14 protein-coding genes are annotated in these 16093 nt (G+C 67.0%); 9 read left to right on the top strand and 5 right to left on the bottom strand.

The genetic code is table 11. The features are described 5' to 3' along the window. The first annotated feature begins 136 nt into the window (after positions 1-136). From ACZK2R_RS22645 to ACZK2R_RS22630, 4 genes are all read left to right on the top strand, one after another. Complete coding sequence (locus ACZK2R_RS22645) at positions 137-1339, top strand: GGDEF domain-containing protein (protein ID WP_180838688.1); 1203 nt, start codon at positions 137-139, stop codon at positions 1337-1339. Positions 1340-1407: 68 nt separating this feature from the next. Next, the gene (locus ACZK2R_RS22640; protein WP_180838687.1) at positions 1408-2934 is read left to right on the top strand and encodes an alpha/beta hydrolase; all 1527 of its coding nucleotides are present in this window, start codon (positions 1408-1410) and stop codon (positions 2932-2934) included. Further along, positions 2931-3677 carry an ABC transporter ATP-binding protein gene (locus ACZK2R_RS22635; RefSeq protein ID WP_012512433.1) on the top strand — a complete coding sequence of 249 codons (747 nt, stop codon included), beginning with the start codon at positions 2931-2933 and terminating at the stop codon, positions 3675-3677. Before ACZK2R_RS22640 ends, ACZK2R_RS22635 begins: the two co-directional genes overlap by 4 nt. After that, positions 3674-4858, top strand: coding sequence for an ABC transporter permease (locus ACZK2R_RS22630; protein ID WP_125895402.1), 1185 nt, complete (start codon positions 3674-3676; stop codon positions 4856-4858). The genes ACZK2R_RS22635 and ACZK2R_RS22630 overlap by 4 nt, the downstream gene beginning before the upstream one ends. Positions 4859-4892: 34 nt before the next feature. On the opposite strand, the gene ACZK2R_RS22625 is transcribed toward ACZK2R_RS22630, so the two are convergent. Together ACZK2R_RS22625 and ACZK2R_RS22620 are read right to left on the bottom strand one after the other, a co-directional pair. Beyond that, positions 4893-5591 (bottom strand): transposase, encoded by a 699-nt coding sequence (locus tag ACZK2R_RS22625; protein WP_180838686.1) that lies wholly within the window; start codon positions 5589-5591, stop codon positions 4893-4895. Between the two features lie 101 nt (positions 5592-5692). Continuing rightward, positions 5693-6490, bottom strand: a complete 798-nt coding sequence (locus ACZK2R_RS22620; RefSeq protein WP_071228552.1) for an AraC family transcriptional regulator — start codon at positions 6488-6490, stop codon at positions 5693-5695. Between the two features lie 77 nt (positions 6491-6567). Here ACZK2R_RS22620 and ACZK2R_RS22615 point away from each other — a divergent pair, with 77 nt between their 5' ends. Beyond that, positions 6568-6822 carry a hypothetical protein gene (locus ACZK2R_RS22615; protein ID WP_125895405.1) on the top strand — a complete coding sequence of 85 codons (255 nt, stop codon included), beginning with the start codon at positions 6568-6570 and terminating at the stop codon, positions 6820-6822. Between the two features lie 84 nt (positions 6823-6906). Here the strand turns inward: ACZK2R_RS22615 and ACZK2R_RS22610 are convergent, their stop codons facing one another. Beyond that, positions 6907-7908: an energy transducer TonB gene (locus ACZK2R_RS22610; protein ID WP_125895406.1), complete on the bottom strand. Its 1002-nt coding sequence runs from the start codon at positions 7906-7908 to the stop codon at positions 6907-6909. Between the two features lie 201 nt (positions 7909-8109). Beyond that, on the bottom strand, positions 8110-8718 hold the full coding sequence (locus ACZK2R_RS22605; RefSeq protein WP_180838685.1) for a TIGR00645 family protein: 609 nt from the start codon (positions 8716-8718) through the stop codon (positions 8110-8112). A 112-nt stretch (positions 8719-8830) separates the two neighbouring features. On the opposite strand from ACZK2R_RS22605, the gene ACZK2R_RS22600 reads away from it, so the two are divergent. The 4 genes from ACZK2R_RS22600 (at position 8831) to ACZK2R_RS22585 (ending at position 14436) form a co-directional block, all read left to right on the top strand. Continuing rightward, positions 8831-9520: a glutathione binding-like protein gene (locus tag ACZK2R_RS22600; RefSeq protein WP_032129128.1), complete on the top strand. Its 690-nt coding sequence runs from the start codon at positions 8831-8833 to the stop codon at positions 9518-9520. Positions 9521-9664: 144 nt separating this feature from the next. Continuing rightward, complete coding sequence (locus ACZK2R_RS22595) at positions 9665-11890, top strand: S9 family peptidase (protein ID WP_180838684.1); 2226 nt, start codon at positions 9665-9667, stop codon at positions 11888-11890. Between the two features lie 24 nt (positions 11891-11914). Further along, positions 11915-12430, top strand: coding sequence for a cytochrome c oxidase assembly factor Coa1 family protein (locus ACZK2R_RS22590; protein ID WP_180838683.1), 516 nt, complete (start codon positions 11915-11917; stop codon positions 12428-12430). A gap of 206 nt (positions 12431-12636) precedes the next feature. Further along, on the top strand, positions 12637-14436 hold the full coding sequence (locus tag ACZK2R_RS22585; protein WP_180838682.1) for a DUF885 domain-containing protein: 1800 nt from the start codon (positions 12637-12639) through the stop codon (positions 14434-14436). Between the two features lie 1131 nt (positions 14437-15567). Here ACZK2R_RS22585 and ACZK2R_RS22580 read toward each other — a convergent pair. Further along, complete coding sequence (locus ACZK2R_RS22580) at positions 15568-16032, bottom strand: hypothetical protein (RefSeq protein WP_014038879.1); 465 nt, start codon at positions 16030-16032, stop codon at positions 15568-15570. Between the last annotated feature and the right edge of the window lie 61 nt (positions 16033-16093).

The following is a 16093-nucleotide window of genomic DNA, read 5'->3' as shown; positions in this document are numbered from 1 at the left end:
CCCCGGATTCTGCGCACGCACCGGCCGTCATGCTCGCCGTTTTCAGACCCGGCATCGCCATCGGGCCAGGCAGTGCCACGGGGATCGCACCGCAAGGCGCTAAGATGCGCGCGCCGCCCCGGCCGATGAGCGCCGCATGTCCCTGGATTTCCCCACCATCACCGTGCTTGGCTTCCTGCTCTGCATCGGCATTGCGGTGGGGTTCTCATTGCTGCTGGTGGTGCTGCGCGGGCAACCGGTGCTGCGCCAGTGGACCGCCAGCCTGTGGCTGCTGACCCTGGGCGTGACCCTGCTGGCGCTGCGACCCTACCTGCCGTTGGCGCCGGCCATACTGGCCGGGAATGCGGCGATGGCCGGCTGTGCGGTGCTGATGCTGCGCGGCGTGGCGCTGCATCTGGAACAGCCGCTGCCACTGTGGCGGCCGTTGTTGATGGCAGCCGCGTTCATGGCCTGCATCTTCGCCTTCCTGGTGCTCTGGCCGGACTTGGGCGTGCGCCTGCAGGTGTTCAGTGTGTTCACGCTGCTGGTCGATGGCTGGATCGCATGGCTGCTGCTGCGGCATGCCCCCGTGCAGCAGCGCACCAGCTGCCGTCTGGCGGCGGCGGTGTTCCTGGCCGAGGCGGCACTGTACGCGGTGCGCCTGTTCCTGCCGGTGGCGCCCGATGCCGGTGAGGACATCATGCGCACCGGCACGCCGATGTTCGTCACCTACATTGCCGGGGTGATGCTGGAGCTGGCGCGATGTTTCGCGATGGTGCTGCTGCTGGTCGAGCGCATGCTGGTCGATCTGCGGCGTGCGGCACGCACCGATGGCCTGACCGGGCTGCTCAACCGCAGCGCGGTGCTGGCCGATGGCCAGGCGCAGTTGCAGCGGCTGCGTCGGCAGGGCCGGCCGCTGGCCCTGTTGCTGGTCGACGTCGATCACTTCAAGCAGATCAACGACCGCTGGGGCCACCTGGCCGGTGACCAGGTACTGCGTCACTTCGCTGCGCTGCTGCAGCATGGTTTGCAGGGCCACGACACGCTGCTGGGCCGCTACGGTGGCGAGGAGTTCGTGCTGGTGCTGGCCGGCAGCACACAGGGTGAAGCGATGGCGTGGGCCGCCGCGATCCGTACCGCTCTGCAGCAGTACCCTGCATTGCTGGCCAGTGGGCCGGTGAGCGTCACCGCCAGCATCGGCCTGGCCATGGACGAGGGCCAGGGTGACCTGTCGACGTTGCTGGCAGCGGCTGATGCCGCGTTGTACCGGGCCAAGGCCGCGGGCCGCGATCGCCTGGTCTGCGCCACGCCGGCGGAGATTTCGCGTCTGCCCATCGCCGACGACGCCGTGCCCGTGTAAGTTGAGTCACATCTTCCGCGGCAGCCCGTCGTGGTTGCCAGGAACGTCCTCCAGGGGAAACGAGCACGATGCACAGACACCACCTCGCGTTGGCCGCAGCGTTGGCCAGCCTGATACTTGCCGGTTGCAGCCAGTCACCATCACCCGGCGCCGAAGGCGCCAGCGATGCACCCAGCCGCCATTTCGGCACGATCGACTTCCAGCCCTGCACGTTGTCCACCGAAGGCGCCAGCGCCAACGTGGAAGCGCAGTGCGCCACCCTGCAGGTGCCGGAGGACCGGGCCCAGCCCGATGGCCGACGTATCGGCCTGCGCATTGCCTGGCTGGAATCGGGCAGCAGCGGCTCCAGCCAGCCCGACCCGGTGTTCTTCCTGGCCGGTGGCCCCGGCCAGGCGGCCAGCGAAGTGGCGGTCATCGTCGATACCGCGCTGCGCCAGGTGCGCAAGCAGCGTGATGTGTTCCTGATCGACCAGCGCGGCACCGGCGGCTCCAGCCCGCTCAGCTGCCTTGGCGCGGATGGCAAGGAACTGGCCATGGAGGAGGACGCCGCTCCCACCGAGGCGTCGCTGCGCGACTACGCGCAGCGCTGCGCGGCCTCGCTGCAGGGGCGTGCCGATGCCCGCTTCTACACCACCACCGAAGCCATCGCCGACCTGGATGCGGTACGCCAGGCCTTGGGCGTGGACCGGATCAACCTGGTCGGCGGCTCCTACGGTACCCGCGTGGCCCAGCGCTATGCCGGTGCCTATCCGCAGCACACCCGCAGCATCGTCATCGATGGCGTAGTGCCCAATGAACTGGTGGTGGGCGGCGACTTCGCCACGACGTTCGAGGATGCGATCGCCCTGCAGTCGGCGCAGTGCCGCAAGGATGCCGCCTGCAGCAAACGCTTCCCGACCGACACCCGCGCGCAGCTGCGCAGCGTGGTCGAGACCCTGCGCCGTGCGCCGGTCTCGGTGGAGTATCGCGACCCCGGCACCAACCAGACCCGGCAGGATGTGCTGAGTCCGGACAGCGTGATCGGCCTGGCGTTCGCCTTCTCCTATGTGCCGCAGTATTCCTCGCTGCTGCCGCTGGTGCTCGATGAAGCCGCGCATGGCCGCTATGCACCGCTGGCGTCGCTGGCACGCGGTGCGAACCGCAGCATGGATTTCCAGATCAACCGAGGCATGCAGTGGTCGGTGATCTGCAGCGAGGATGCGCCGCGTTACAAGGCGCCGGCCGAGGACCCGGAGCGACTGTTCGGCAACGACGTGGCCAGTGCCTTCTTCGCGGCCTGCCCGGTATGGCCGCACCAGCCGGCGCCAGCGGCCAATGCCGTGCCGCTGCGCAGCGACGTACCGGCGCTGCTGCTGTCCGGTGAACTCGACCCGGTGACGCCACCACGCTATGCCGAACAGGTCCTCAAGGGCCTGCCGAATGGCCGCGCGCTGGTCGCCCGCGGCCAGGGCCACGGCACGCTGAGTGCCGGCTGCATGCCGCGCCTGCTCGGCCAGTTCATCGACAAGACCGATGCCAAGGCGCTGGATGCCGGCTGCCTGGACACGCTGAGCTACGTGCCGGCGTTCACCTCGTTCAACGGATGGGAACCATGATCGTCGCCGACAACCTGCACAAGGCTTTCGACACCCGCACCGGCCGCATCCAGGCGGTCTCCAATGTCGGCTTCCGCGCCGAGGACGGCCGCATCACCGGCCTGCTGGGCCCCAATGGTGCCGGCAAGACCACCACCATGCGCATGCTGTACACGCTGATGACCCCGGACCAGGGCAGCATCAGCGTCGATGGTGTCGATGCCGCACGCAATCCGGTGGAAGTACGCCGCCACCTTGGCGTGCTGCCCGATGCGCGTGGCGTCTACAAGCGCCTGACCGCGCGCGAGAACATCGCCTACTTCGGCGAGCTGCATGGCCTGTCGGCCGAGCGCATCCGCGAACGCATCGAAGTGCTGTCGCATGCCCTGGACATGGGTGACATCCTCGACCGCCAGACCGATGGCTTCTCGCAGGGCCAGCGCACCAAGACCGCGATCGCCCGCGCGCTGGTGCACGACCCGCGCAACGTCATTCTGGATGAGCCGACCAACGGCCTGGACGTGATGACCACGCGCGCACTGCGCCGCTTCCTGCTGGGCCTGCGCGAAGAGGGCCGCTGCGTGATCCTGTCCAGCCACATCATGCAGGAGGTGGCCGCGCTGTGCGATCACATCGTGATCATCGCCAAGGGCACGGTGATGGCTGCCGGCAGCGCCGATGAACTGCGTGCGCAAGCCGGCGAATCCAACCTGGAAGACGCGTTCGTGAAACTGATCGGCAGCGAAGAGGGCCTGCACGCATGAGCATGATGTCGACCCTGATGACGGTGATGCGCAAGGAACTGCGCGACCTTTCCCGTGATCGCCGCACGCTGCTGCTGACCCTGCTGTTCGGGCCGCTGCTGTACCCGGTGCTGCTGCTGGGCATGGGCAAGCTGGCCGAGAGCCGGGTACGCACCCAGATCGAGCAGCCGCTGCAGATTCCGACCATCGGTGCGGAGAACGCCCCCAACCTGGTGCGTTTCCTCGCCGCGCAGGGGCTGAACACCGCACCTGCACCGAAGGACCTGGCCGAGGCCATCCGCAGCCAGGAGATCGACGTGGCGCTGCGCATCAGCGATGACTTCGGCAAGGACTGGGCCGATGGCAAGCCGGCGCTGGTGGAGGTGATCAAGGACAGTACCCGTCGTGCCGCCGAAGTGCCCAGCGCACGTCTGGAGGCGGCACTGGCCACCTACAACGGCCAGGTGGGGGCACTGCGATTGATGGCGCGCGGCATCGACGCACAGGTGGCGCGGCCGCTGGATGTGGCGCGCCAGGACCTGGCCAGTGCCGAGGCCAAGCGCGGCATGATCCTGTCGATGCTGCTGCCGGTGCTGCTCACGCTGACCTCGTTCATCGGCGGCGCCTATCTGGTGATGGATGCCACCGCCGGCGAGCGCGAGCGGCAGTCACTGGAACCGCTGCTGGCCACGCCCGGCTCGCGCAGCGCGATCGTCAGCGGCAAGATCGCTGCTGCCTGCGTGGTCGGGTTCGTATCGCTGCTGCTGACCCTGGTGGCGTTCAAGGTGAGCGCACAGATCGCGCCCGGCAACATCGGCCGCCAGTTCAACATGAACGTCGGTTCGATGCTGCAGATGCTGCTGGTGATGCTGCCGATGCTGATGATCGGCACCTCGCTGCTGACCTTCCTGTCGGCCGCGGCCAAGAGCATGAAGGAAGCGCAGAGCCACATGACCTGGCTGATGCTGCTGCCGATGATGCCTGGCTACGCACTGGTGGCGTACCCGCTGAAGAGCGAGCTGTGGCAGTACGCGGTGCCGTTCCTGTCGCAGAACCAGATGCTGCTGAAGGTGATCCGCCACGAGACGATCACGCCTGCGGTGTGGGCGATCTATCTCGGCGCCAGCCTTGGCCTGGCCGCAGTGCTATGGTTCGCCGCCGTGCGCCGTTACCACAACGAGCGTCTGGCGATCTCGGGCTGACTGCAAAAAGGGGACGGAGGGGATTAAGTCGTTTTTAACCCTCCGCCCCCTTTTTCTGAGGGCGCCCCCGCTTGCGCAGCACCACGGGGCGGCCCAGTGTCTGTTCCACCATCCGCAGGTAAGCTGCATTTCCCAACGGATGCTGCCCGGCACTGTGCGCGCGTATTGCCGGCAGGTCGGCGGACGCGTTCACGTCCCGCAGGAACTGCGCATAGAGCGTCGTCCGCTGTCGCTTGGTCGAGGCCAGTGCCTGAAAGGCGGGGTGTTCTGTCAGCATCGGATCATCGCGGCGCTGCAGGTTTCCATGCACGCTCGACCATGGGTGATCTTCCGGGGCGCCTGTCCTGCCTGCACGAACCGGATTGAGTTCGATGTAGCGATAAACGCTGAGCAGATAGGCGTCGCTGTCCACCATCGAAGAATGGAAGCGGCCCTGCCAGAGTGGTCCGCTGCGCTCATGCCGCTGATTGAACGCCTGGACATAGTTGTTGCCCTGCATCCGCATCGCGTTGGCCAAGCCGGCCTGAGTGGAGGGTGTGGCCAATAGATGGACGTGATTGCCCATCAATACATAGGCATGCAGCGCGACCTGATGCTTCAGGAAGGCGCTGTGCAAAAGGTGCAGAAACAGCTGGCGGTCGATATCGCCAACGAAGATCGCCCCCTTGTTCACACCGCGCTGGGTTACGTGATACGGCTGTTCGGCCAACATCAGGCGTGCTTGTCGAGGCATGGCAGTTCAGGGGGTTCAAGGAATCATCAGCCTGCCGCCTCCGTGACCGCGAAGGGCATCAGGCGATGCCGCGAGTTGATGTGGGGGAGGGCAGAAGCGACTTAATCCCCTCCGTCCCCTTTTCCATACCGCGCAGGCGTCACCCCCATCTCGCGCTTGAACACGGCGATGAAGGCACTGGGTGTGTCGTAGCCCATCGACAGCGCGACGCTGATCACCGGCTCGCCGGACAGCAGGCGTGGCAGTGCCAGCAGCACCCGCAGGCGTTGCCGCCACTGGCTTGGCGACAGGCCGGTCTCGGCCAGCCAATGGCGGGCGAGGCTGCGGCTGGACAGACCGCTGCTGGCGGCCCAGTCCTCGATGCTGCGGTTGTCGTGCGGTGCGCGCGCCAGTGCGGCGGCAAGTTTCTGCAGTCGCCGGTCACGCGGTTGTGGCAGGGCAAGCGGCAGAGGCTTGCTGGCGGCAATCTCATCGGCGATCACACCGGCCAGTCGTGCCTGTGTGGCATCCAGTGGAACATGCGGCCACTGCAGCGCCCGAATCACCGCGGCCTGCAGCAGCGGCCCCGGCTGGAAGATGCGAGGGGCTGCAGGCAGGTCGGTGCAGGCCTGCGCGCTGAAGTACAGGCTCCAGCCGTCGAACGCACTGGTACTGGCCAGTGCGTGGGGCAGCGAAGGTGGTATCCAGGCGACATGACCCGCCGGCAGCAGCCAGTGCAGGTCGCCGACCTCGATCCGCAGCAGGCCCTGATGTGCACCCAGCAGCTGCCCGCGGGCGTGCTGGTGGCGTGCCGTGCGGCGCGGACCCGGCAGGCGCAGCTGCGCCCCCAGCAATGCAGGCCCGTCGGCGGCATTGGCCAGCGCCGGGTCAATCAATGCGGTGGTTGTCTGATCTGCCATATCAATTGGCAGTTATACGGCAGAAACGTCGCGTCCGGGCTCCGACACTGGAGCCCACTTCAACGGAGCGCTTCCCCATGCAGCCACAGGACATTCTTCCGGACCATCAGAACGAGGTGCAGGTAAATGGCCTCACCGTGCGCAAGGGCAGCGTGGGTGCTTTCCTGGCCAGCGTCCGCGACTGGCAGGATCCCGCCAGCGATGATGCCACCCGCGCCACAGCCGAATCTGACCTGCGTGCGTTGCTGCCGGGCCTGCACGCGCTGGGCCTGTTCCAGGTGCTGGCTGCGCGCGATCCGGCGCTGCAGCGCCTGATTGATGGCGCTGCCTGAAACGGACAAGGCCCGGACGGACCGGGCCTTGGCGTCATGGAGGTGGCAGAAACGACTTAATCCCCTCCGTCCCCTTTTTTGCGGTCAGCCGCCCGGTGCGAACACCAGGGTGCGGCGGGTGGTGACCGGCGCGTTGACCGGCTCGAAGCGCCAGCGCTTGACCGCGTTCAGGGCTTCGCGGTCGAAGGTCCGTCCCGACGTCGCGCGCAGCACGCGGGCGCTGACCACTGAGCCGTCGGTACCGACGGTGATCTCCACCAGCACTTCGCCCGACGTTCCCGAACGCAGTGCCTCGGCCGGATAGCGCGGCGCCGGCGTGCTGACCGGGCGGAGGGTGGGAGCTGCCGCGGCGGCTGCCTGGCGTGCGGCGCTGGCCTGTTGGGCGGCGGCCTGCTGCTGTTTCTGTTCGGCATCGCGACGGGCCGCGGCCTGGCGCTCGGCCTCCTGGCGCTCGTTGTCGCGGCGTGCGGCATCCTGCTGCGCGGCAATCTGCTTGGCCGCATCGGCTTCCTTGGCGCGCTGCTCGGTCAGGCGCTGCTGTTCGGCCTGCTGCTTGGTCCGGTCTTCGGCGTCCTTCTTGGCCTTCTCGGCTTCGGTCTCGCTGCGCTTGGCCGCATTTTCCACGCCCTTGGCCAGGCCTTCCTTCAGGCGCGGCAGGGCGGGAGCGGAGGCGTCCACCTTCTCGATCAGTGCCACCAGGCGCTGCGCCTCGGTGTAGTCCTCGCGGCCCAGGTGCTGCTCGGCGGCGATCAGGGTGTAGGGCAGCAGGTCGGTCAGCGCGCTCTTCACCGACGCGTCGTCCGGTGTCTTGTCGCGCAGGGCGAGGTAGTACTCGATGGCGTTGTCGCCGGCCGGCGCGTACATGCGGTTCTCGCGCAATGCCTGGCTGGCCGATTCACGCAGCTGTTCGGTGCCCATGGACTGCACCTTGGCGGCGACCACCGGTGCGGCCGGTGCAGCAGCGGCGGGTGCGGCGGCCGGGGCCGGTGCTGCAGATTCTTCCTTTCCCGAGCAGGCGGCCAGCGCCAGTGCCAAAGCAACCGGCAGCCACCGGCGCGCGGCGGTGATCGTTGAGACGTGCGACATCCTGCTCCCCTCTAGAAGACGACGTGACGTAAATCATTGATACGCATGGCCGGGACCTGTGGTCCGGGCGCGGAACGATGACGTTTCCCGACGCCACCGCCGGCAACGGCGAGGGTGCAATCTAGCATCCCGGCCACCGCCGCGTACAAGGGGCAGGGGCCGGGATGGGGCAGCGGCGAAGGATCGCTGCCGGTTGCCGCATCAGTGGTCGTGCGACTTGCTGTGGCTGTTGGACATCAGCTTGTCGGTCCAGGCAATACCGATCGCCGACAGGATGAACACGCAGTGGATGATGGTCTGCCACAGCACGCCTTCCTGGGTCAGCATCGAGCAGCGGGCGACACCGATGTTGGCGGCGGCCACGCTCATCTGCTCCGGCGTGCACAGTGGGATGCCACCCAGCGCGCCACTGGCGATGAAGGTCTTCAGCAGGTGGATCGAGGAGATGCCGATAATCGCCATTGCCAGCTTCACTTTCAGCACGCTGGCATTGACGTGGCTCAGCCATTCCGGCTGGTCCGGATGGCCTTCCAGGCGCAGGCGCGAGACGAAGGTCTCGTAGCCACCGACGATCACCATCACCAGCAGGTTGGAGATCATCACCACGTCGATCAGGCCCAGCACGATCAGCATGATCTGCTGTTCGCCCATCGAGGCCGAATGCGAGATCAGGTGCCACAGTTCCTTGCCGAACAGGAACACATAGACGCACTGCGCCACGATCAGGCCCAGGTACAGCGGCAGCTGCAGCCAGCGCGAGGCGAAGATCAGCGTGGACAGCGGGGAGAGCGGCGGGCGGTTTGCACTCATGCGGAGGATGCTGCGTTGCGGGGGAGAGGCGAGGTTACCGGCCCGTCGTGACGGTGCCAACCCAACTCTCGCACTAGACTTCAGGTTCCTTTCCGCACCCCGAGCCGCCGCCATGATCGACCTGTATTACTGGCCCACCCCGAACGGCCACAAAGTGACCCTGCTGCTGGAAGAAGCCGGCCTGGAGTACCGCATCCATCCGGTCAACATCGGCTCGGGCGACCAGTTCAAGCCGGAATTCCTTGCGATCTCGCCGAACAACAAGATGCCTGCGATTGTCGACCACGCCCCGGCCGATGGCGGCGCCCCGCAGAGCGTGTTCGAGTCCGGCGCGATCCTGCTGTATCTGGCCGAGAAGACCGGCCAGTTCCTGCCCAGCGACCCGCGCGGCCGCGTGACCACCCTGGAGTGGCTGTTCTGGCAGATGGCTGGCCTGGGTCCGATGAGCGGCCAGATGGGCCACTTCAATGTGTATGCGCCGGAGAAGATCCCGTATGCGATCGAGCGCTATGACAACGAAGTGCGCCGCCTGCACGGGGTGATGGACAAGCGCCTGGCCCAGCACGCCTTCCTGGCCGGGGACGCGTACACCATCGCCGACATGGCCAGCTACCCGTGGATCGGCGCCTACGACAAGCTGCCGGTGGATTTCGCCGCGTTCCCGAACCTCAAGCGCTGGCACGAAGCGATTGCTGCACGCCCGGCCACCCAGCGCGCCTATGCCCTGCGCCAGCAGGTGAACCCCAACGCCGGCAAGCCGCTCAGCGACGAAGAGCGCAAGCACCTGTTCGGCCAGCGTTGACCCGGAACGGTGGGTGCCGACCGTTGGTCGGCACGCCTCATGGGCAGAAGGTCATGCTGCCTTCCCGCACCGGCTTGGTTAGGATGGAGGCTGACCGCCCCGCGTCCATCGCGGTGGCGGACCTGCCGTTTGCCGGGATCCTCCATGCGCCACCTGTTCGCTTCGCTCGCCCTCATGCTCGCCACCAGTACCGCCGCCCACGCTGAAAAGCTGACCCTGGAAGCCATCACCGGCCCGCTGCCGCTTTCCGGCCCGACCCTGATGAAGCCGAAGGTCGCCCCCGATGGTTCGCAGGTCAGCTTCCTGCGCGGCAAGGACAGCGACCGCAACCAGCTGGACCTGTGGACCTATGACATCGGCAGCGGCCAGACCCGCCTGCTGGTGGATTCGAAGGTGGTGCTGCCCGGCACCGAGACCCTCAGCGATGAGGAAAAGGCCCGCCGCGAGCGCCAGCGCATCGCCGCGATGACCGGCATCGTCGATTACCAGTGGTCGCCGGACGCGCAGCGCCTGCTGTTCCCGTTGGGCGGCGAGCTGTACCTGTACGACCTCAAGCAGCAGGGCCAGGCCGCAGTGCGCCAGCTGACCCACGGTGAAGGATTCGCCACCGACGCCAAGCTGTCGCCCAAGGGCGGTTTCGTCAGCTTCATCCGCGGCCGCAACCTGTGGGTGATCGACCTGGCCAGCGGCAAGCAGCTGCAGCTCACCCGCGACGGCAGCACCACCATCGGCAACGGCGTGGCCGAGTTCGTCGCCGACGAGGAAATGGACCGCCACACCGGCTACTGGTGGGCGCCGGATGATTCGGCCATCGCCTTCGCGCGCATCGATGAAGCACCGGTGCCGGTGCAGAAGCGCTACGAGGTCTACGCCGACCGCACCGACGTGATCGAGCAGCGTTACCCGGCCGCGGGCGACGCCAACGTGCGCGTGCAGCTGGGCGTGATCGCACCGGCCGCCGATGCGCAGCCGCGCTGGGTCGACCTCGGCAAGGAACAGGACATCTATCTGGCTCGTGTCGATTGGCGCGATGCGCAGCACCTGAGCTTCCAGCGCCAGTCGCGCGACCAGAAGCAGCTGGACCTGGTGGAAGTGGCGCTCGATTCCAATCGCCAGCGCGTGCTCGCCCACGAGACCAGCCCGACCTGGGTGCCGTTGCACAACAGCCTGCGTTTCCTCGATGACGGCAGCGTGCTGTGGTCCTCCGAGCGCACCGGTTTCCAGCATCTGTACCGCATCGACAGCAAGGGCAAGGCCACCGCGTTGACCCATGGCAACTGGCCGGTGGACGAGCTGCTGGCGGTCGATGAAAAGGCCGGCAAGGCCTACTTCCGCGCCGGCATCGAGACCTCGCGCGAAAGCCAGATCTACGCGGTATCGCTGCAGGGCGGTGAGCCGCAGCGCCTGTCGAAGGCGCCGGGCATGCACAGTGCCAGCTTCGCCCGCAACGCCAGCGTCTATGTCGACAGCTGGTCCAACAGCACCACGCCGCCGCAGATCGAACTGTTCCGCGCCAATGGCGAGAAGATCGCCACCCTGCTCGAGAACGACCTGGCCGATCCCAAGCACCCCTATGCGCGCTACCGCGATGCGCAGCGCCCGGTGGAGTTCGGCACGTTGATGGCTGCCGACGGCAAGACCCCGCTCAACTACAGCCTGATCAAGCCGGCCGGCTTCGATCCGTCCAAGCGTTACCCGGTGGCGGTGTACGTCTACGGTGGCCCGGCCAGCCAGACCGTCACCGACAGCTGGCCCGGCCGTGGCGACCACCTGTTCAACCAGTACCTGGCCCAGCAGGGCTACGTGGTGTTCTCGCTGGACAACCGCGGCACCCCGCGACGTGGCCGTGACTTCGGTGGCGCGTTGTACGGCAAGCAGGGCACGGTGGAAGTGACCGACCAGCTGCGCGGCGTGACCTGGCTGAAGCAGCAACCGTGGGTGGACCCGGCGCGCATCGGCGTGCAGGGCTGGTCCAACGGTGGCTACATGACCCTGATGCTGCTGGCCAAGGCCTCGAACCAGTACGCCTGTGGCGTGGCCGGTGCGCCGGTGACCGATTGGGGCCTGTACGACAGCCACTACACCGAACGCTACATGGATCTGCCGGCGCGCAACGAAGCGGGTTACCGCGAAGCGCGCGTGCTGACCCATATCGACGGCCTGCGCTCGCCGCTGCTGCTGATCCACGGCATGGCCGACGACAACGTCTTGTTCACCAATTCCACCAGCCTGATGAGCGCGTTGCAGAAGCGTGCACAGCCGTTCGAGCTGATGACCTACCCGGGTGCCAAGCATGGCCTGTCCGGCGCCGATGCCCTGCATCGCTACCGCGTGGCCGAAGCCTTCCTGGGACGCTGCCTGAAACCCTGATCCACAGCCGGGAAGGAGCCCGCCATGACCCTGCCACCACCGATTCCCACCCCTGGACAGGCCTCCACCGGTTGGTGGTGCCGTCATTGGCGCTGGGCGATGCCGTTGACGGTGGTGCTGGTGCTGGGTGGTGCAGGGGGTGTGGTGACCTGGAGCGTGCTGCGCTGGAGCGAGGCGGCACGCGAGAGCCCGCCGATGCGCGAGGCGCTGCGACGCGCGGGCTGCAGTATTGAACTGGTGGAAGCCTTTGGCGAGCCGCTGCATATCGAATCGATGCCGCTGGGCAGCATGCAGACCGCGATGAACGGCCAGCGCGACGTCGGCCTGACCGTTGCGCTGGAAGGACCGCATGCGCACGGCCGGCTGTTCGTGCAGGGCAGCCGTCGCGATGAAGTCTGGGATTACCCGGTGATGTATGTACTGGCCGAAGACAAGCAGACCTTCGACCTGACTGCACTGGATGACGACGAGGCTGCGGGGGAGTGCGAGCTGCAGGCCTGCCGTGAGCGTGGCGAATGCCCGCTGACCGCCGCGCTGTGACCGCAGGTCGCGCGGCCGGGTAAGGGCGGCCATGTAGAGTCGACTGTTAGTCGACTGCTCTCCACAAGACGCCTGAAAAACCCCGCGCTGCGCGCGATAGTCGACTGACAGTCGACTCTACCCATCAGCCGCGCCGTGACCTCCAGCCGATTGTCGCCATCGCCGTGAGCGCGTAAGTTGCGGGCAACCCTTTGCTGGAGTGTCCCATGAAGCCGATTGCGCTCGCTGTTGCCCTGGCCCTGACTGCCGCCCCGTTGCTGTCCGCACCGCCGGCGCTGGCTGCACCCGCCGCCAAGGCCGCCACTCCTGCCAGCCCGGCCTGGGTGGCCCGCAGCAATGCACTGGCGCAGATCCTGCTTGATGCACAGGGTCCGTTCCAGCCGGAGGAAACCGGCTTCTTCGGCGTTCCCGGCTACGACGACAAGGTGGCCGACCTCGGCCCGGACAACGGCAAGCGCTACCGCGCCGCGATGGCCAAGGCCCGCGACGAACTGAAGGCGAAGCTGGCCACCGAGCAGGATCCCAATGTCCGCCAGGACCTGGAGATCATGATCCACGCCGCCAGCCAGAACATCGAAGGCAGCGAGCTCAACGAGAAGTACCTGTTGCCGTGGAGCGATGCGCCGCAGACGGTGTTCAGCGGCCTCAACCTGCTGCTGTCCGACCAGGTGCCGGCCGAGCGCCGGGCCAAGGCGCTCGACCGCCTCAAGGCCTACGCCGGCCTGCAGCCGGGCGGCACCGCCTTCACCACGCTGGCGCGCCAGCGCTATGAAGAGCGCTTGAAGGACAGCAGCCTGCTGCAGCCGACGAAGATCGAAGTGCAGCAGTCGCTGGACAACGTCGAGACCTACATCACCGGTATCGAGTCGCTGCTGAAGAAGTACCAGATCGCCGGTGCCGATGAAGCAATGAAGGCGCTGGCCGGGCAGATGAAGGACTACGCCGCCTGGACGCGCACGACCGTGCTGCCGAAGGCACGTGCCGACGCACGCCTGCCGGCGCCGCTGTACGCCTACCAGCTCAAGCAGGTCGGCATCGACATCGACCCGAAGCTGTTGATGCAGCGCGCGCAGCTGGAGTTCATGGAAACCCGATCGGCGATGCAGCAGCTGGCGCCGCTGGTGGCGAAGGACAAGGGCCTGAAGGTGGCCGACCCGAGCGACCCGGTGGCGGTGATCCGCGCGCTGAAGGCTGACAAGATCGCCGACGATCATCTGGAAGGCCACTACCGCAAGGTGATCGACGCGATCGATCCGCTGATCCGCGAGCACGCCATCGTCGACGTGCCCAAGCGTGCCATGCAGATGCGACTGGGTTCGGCCGCCGAGAGCGCCGCCAGCCCGGCGCCGCACTTCCTGCCGGCGCCGCTGGTCAACAACACCGGGCAGCAGGGCACCTTCGTGCTGCCGCTGGGCAATCCGGCCGCCGGTCCGGGTGCGCAGTACGACGACTTCAACTTCGGCGCGGCGGCGTGGACGCTGAGCGCGCATGAAGGCCGCCCCGGCCACGAGCTGCAGTTCACCGCCATGGTCGAGCGCGGCGTCTCGCTGGCACGCACGATGTTCGCGTTCAATTCGGTGAACGTGGAAGGCTGGGCGCTGTATGCCGAAGCCGAGATGGTGCCGTACGAGCCGCTGGACGGGCAGATGATCGCCCTGCAGTTCCGCCTGCTGCGGGCTGCGCGCGCGATGCTGGACCCGATGCTCAACCTCGGCCTGACCGACCGCGCCAACGGCGAGCGCGTGCTGATCGAGCAGGTCGGCCTGTCCAAGGCGATGGCCACCCAGGAACTGGATCGCTACATGGTGCGCATGCCGGGCCAGGCCGGCAGCTATTTCTACGGCTACACCCGCATCCTGGAACTGCGCATGCAGACCGAGCTGGCACTGGGCGCGAAGTTCGACCGCCTGGCGTTCAACAACTTCCTGCTCGACCAGGGCCTGCTGCCGCCGGACCAGCTGGCCGATGCGGTGAACAAGGTGTTCGTGCCGAAGTACAAGCGCTGAGCATCACCGGTAGTGCCGGCCACTGGCCGGCGCCGCGGGTTTCGTGCCAACCAAGGTTGGCACCTACCAGAGCGATGCGTCGGTTGTTGCAGGGGTAGTGCCGGCCGCTGGCCGGCAATCGCCGTTGGTAGATGCCGACCTTGGTCGGCGCTGTGGGTTTCGTGCCAACCAAGGTTGGCACCTACCAGAGCGATACGTCGGTTGTTGCAGGGGTAGCGCCGGCCGCTGGCCGGCAACCGGTGTTGGTAGATGCCGACCTTGGTCGGCGCTGTGGGTTTCGTGCCAACCAAGGTTGGCACCTACCAGAGCGATGCGTCGGTTGTTGCAGGGGTAGTGCCGGCCGCTGGCCGGCAATCGCCGTTGGTAGATGCCGACCTTGGTCGGCGCTGTGGGTTTCGTGCCAACCAAGGTTGGCACCTACCAGAGCGATACGTCGGTTGTTGCAGGGGTAGTGCCGGCCGCTGGCCGGCAATTGCCGTTGGTAGATGCCGACCTTGGCCGGCGCTGTGGGTTCGTGCCAACCAAGGTTTGCACCTACCAGAACGATGCGTCGGTTATTGCAGGGGTAGTGCCGGCCGCTGGCCGGCAATTGCCGTTGGTAGATGCCGACCTTGGTCGGCGCTGTGGGTTTGTGCCAACCAAGGTTGGCACCTACCAGAGCGATGCGTCGGTTGTTGCAGGGGTAGTGCCGGCCGCTGGCCGGCAAGCGCCGTTGGTAGATGCCGACCTTGGTCGGCGCTGTGGGTTTCGTGCCAACCAAGGTTGGCACCTACCAGAGCGATACGTCGGTTGTTGCAGGGGTAGTGCCGGCCGCTGGCCGGCAATTGCCGTTGGTAGATGCCGACCTTGGCCGGCGCCGCGGGTTTCGTGCCAACCGAGGTTGGCACCTACCAGAGCGATGCGTCGGTTGTTGCAGGGGTAGTGCCGGCCGCTGGCCGGCAAGCGCCGTTGGTAGATGCCGACCTTGGTCGGCGCTGTGGGTTTCGTGCCAACCAAGGTTGGCACCTACCAGAGCGATACGTCGGTTGTTGCAGGGGGAGTGCCGGCCGCTGGCCGGCATTTCCCTTGGGCGAAGAGGATTTCTGAGGTTGCCGGCCAGCGGCCGGCACTACCGGCGGTGACCCTCTCGGGTCACCGCTGCGGCTGCGGTGTGATCACCTGTGTCGGCAACCGCGCGGGCGGTGCCGGATTCGGCACCCAGATCGCGACGCCGGCGGCGCGCTTCTGCGTGGTCGGAATACCGATGCCGACGCCGCCACCGACGTGCGAACCGAACGTGCCGGCGCCGACCGACATGCCCACCGGCGAGCCACTGCTGCCCACGCCCATCAACACCACGCCATTGGCGCCGAGCGCGGCGGCCTCACGCTTCAGGCGTGCCACGGCGGCATCGGTCTGGCCCTGGGTGCCGAAGCCGACGGCGGACGCCGATTCCAGCTGGGCGATTTCCTGGGAACCGGCCGGTGGCGTCGAATAGATCTGCACCAGCGCCGGATCGATCGGTGCGCGGGCGCGGCCCAGCATCACCTTGGAGGTACTGGCACAGCCAGCGGCGACCAGCAGGATGGCCGCCAACGCGGCCCAACGGATGTTCATGGCACGACCCCTGTAGGACTGGTTGCGATCATCGGCGGGCCACTCTGAATCGGCGCCAACA

This window comes from Stenotrophomonas sp. 96582_Sma (assembly GCF_056480905.1).
This window is presented reverse-complemented; position numbering and strand designations above follow the sequence as displayed.

What these genes read in the sequence shown, in the direction of transcription:
- ACZK2R_RS22645 (WP_180838688.1), top strand. Translation starts at nt 137, where the DNA reads ATGTCCCTGGATTTCCCCACCATCACCGTGCTTGGCTTCCTGCTCTGC.
- ACZK2R_RS22640 (WP_180838687.1), top strand. Translation starts at nt 1,408, where the DNA reads ATGCACAGACACCACCTCGCGTTGGCCGCAGCGTTGGCCAGCCTGATA.
- ACZK2R_RS22635 (WP_012512433.1), top strand. Translation starts at nt 2,931, where the DNA reads ATGATCGTCGCCGACAACCTGCACAAGGCTTTCGACACCCGCACCGGC.
- ACZK2R_RS22630 (WP_125895402.1), top strand. Translation starts at nt 3,674, where the DNA reads ATGAGCATGATGTCGACCCTGATGACGGTGATGCGCAAGGAACTGCGC.
- ACZK2R_RS22625 (WP_180838686.1), bottom strand. Translation starts at nt 5,591, where the DNA reads ATGCCTCGACAAGCACGCCTGATGTTGGCCGAACAGCCGTATCACGTA.
- ACZK2R_RS22620 (WP_071228552.1), bottom strand. Translation starts at nt 6,490, where the DNA reads ATGGCAGATCAGACAACCACCGCATTGATTGACCCGGCGCTGGCCAAT.
- ACZK2R_RS22615 (WP_125895405.1), top strand. Translation starts at nt 6,568, where the DNA reads ATGCAGCCACAGGACATTCTTCCGGACCATCAGAACGAGGTGCAGGTA.
- ACZK2R_RS22610 (WP_125895406.1), bottom strand. Translation starts at nt 7,908, where the DNA reads ATGTCGCACGTCTCAACGATCACCGCCGCGCGCCGGTGGCTGCCGGTT.
- ACZK2R_RS22605 (WP_180838685.1), bottom strand. Translation starts at nt 8,718, where the DNA reads ATGAGTGCAAACCGCCCGCCGCTCTCCCCGCTGTCCACGCTGATCTTC.
- ACZK2R_RS22600 (WP_032129128.1), top strand. Translation starts at nt 8,831, where the DNA reads ATGATCGACCTGTATTACTGGCCCACCCCGAACGGCCACAAAGTGACC.
- ACZK2R_RS22595 (WP_180838684.1), top strand. Translation starts at nt 9,665, where the DNA reads ATGCGCCACCTGTTCGCTTCGCTCGCCCTCATGCTCGCCACCAGTACC.
- ACZK2R_RS22590 (WP_180838683.1), top strand. Translation starts at nt 11,915, where the DNA reads ATGACCCTGCCACCACCGATTCCCACCCCTGGACAGGCCTCCACCGGT.
- ACZK2R_RS22585 (WP_180838682.1), top strand. Translation starts at nt 12,637, where the DNA reads ATGAAGCCGATTGCGCTCGCTGTTGCCCTGGCCCTGACTGCCGCCCCG.
- ACZK2R_RS22580 (WP_014038879.1), bottom strand. Translation starts at nt 16,032, where the DNA reads ATGAACATCCGTTGGGCCGCGTTGGCGGCCATCCTGCTGGTCGCCGCT.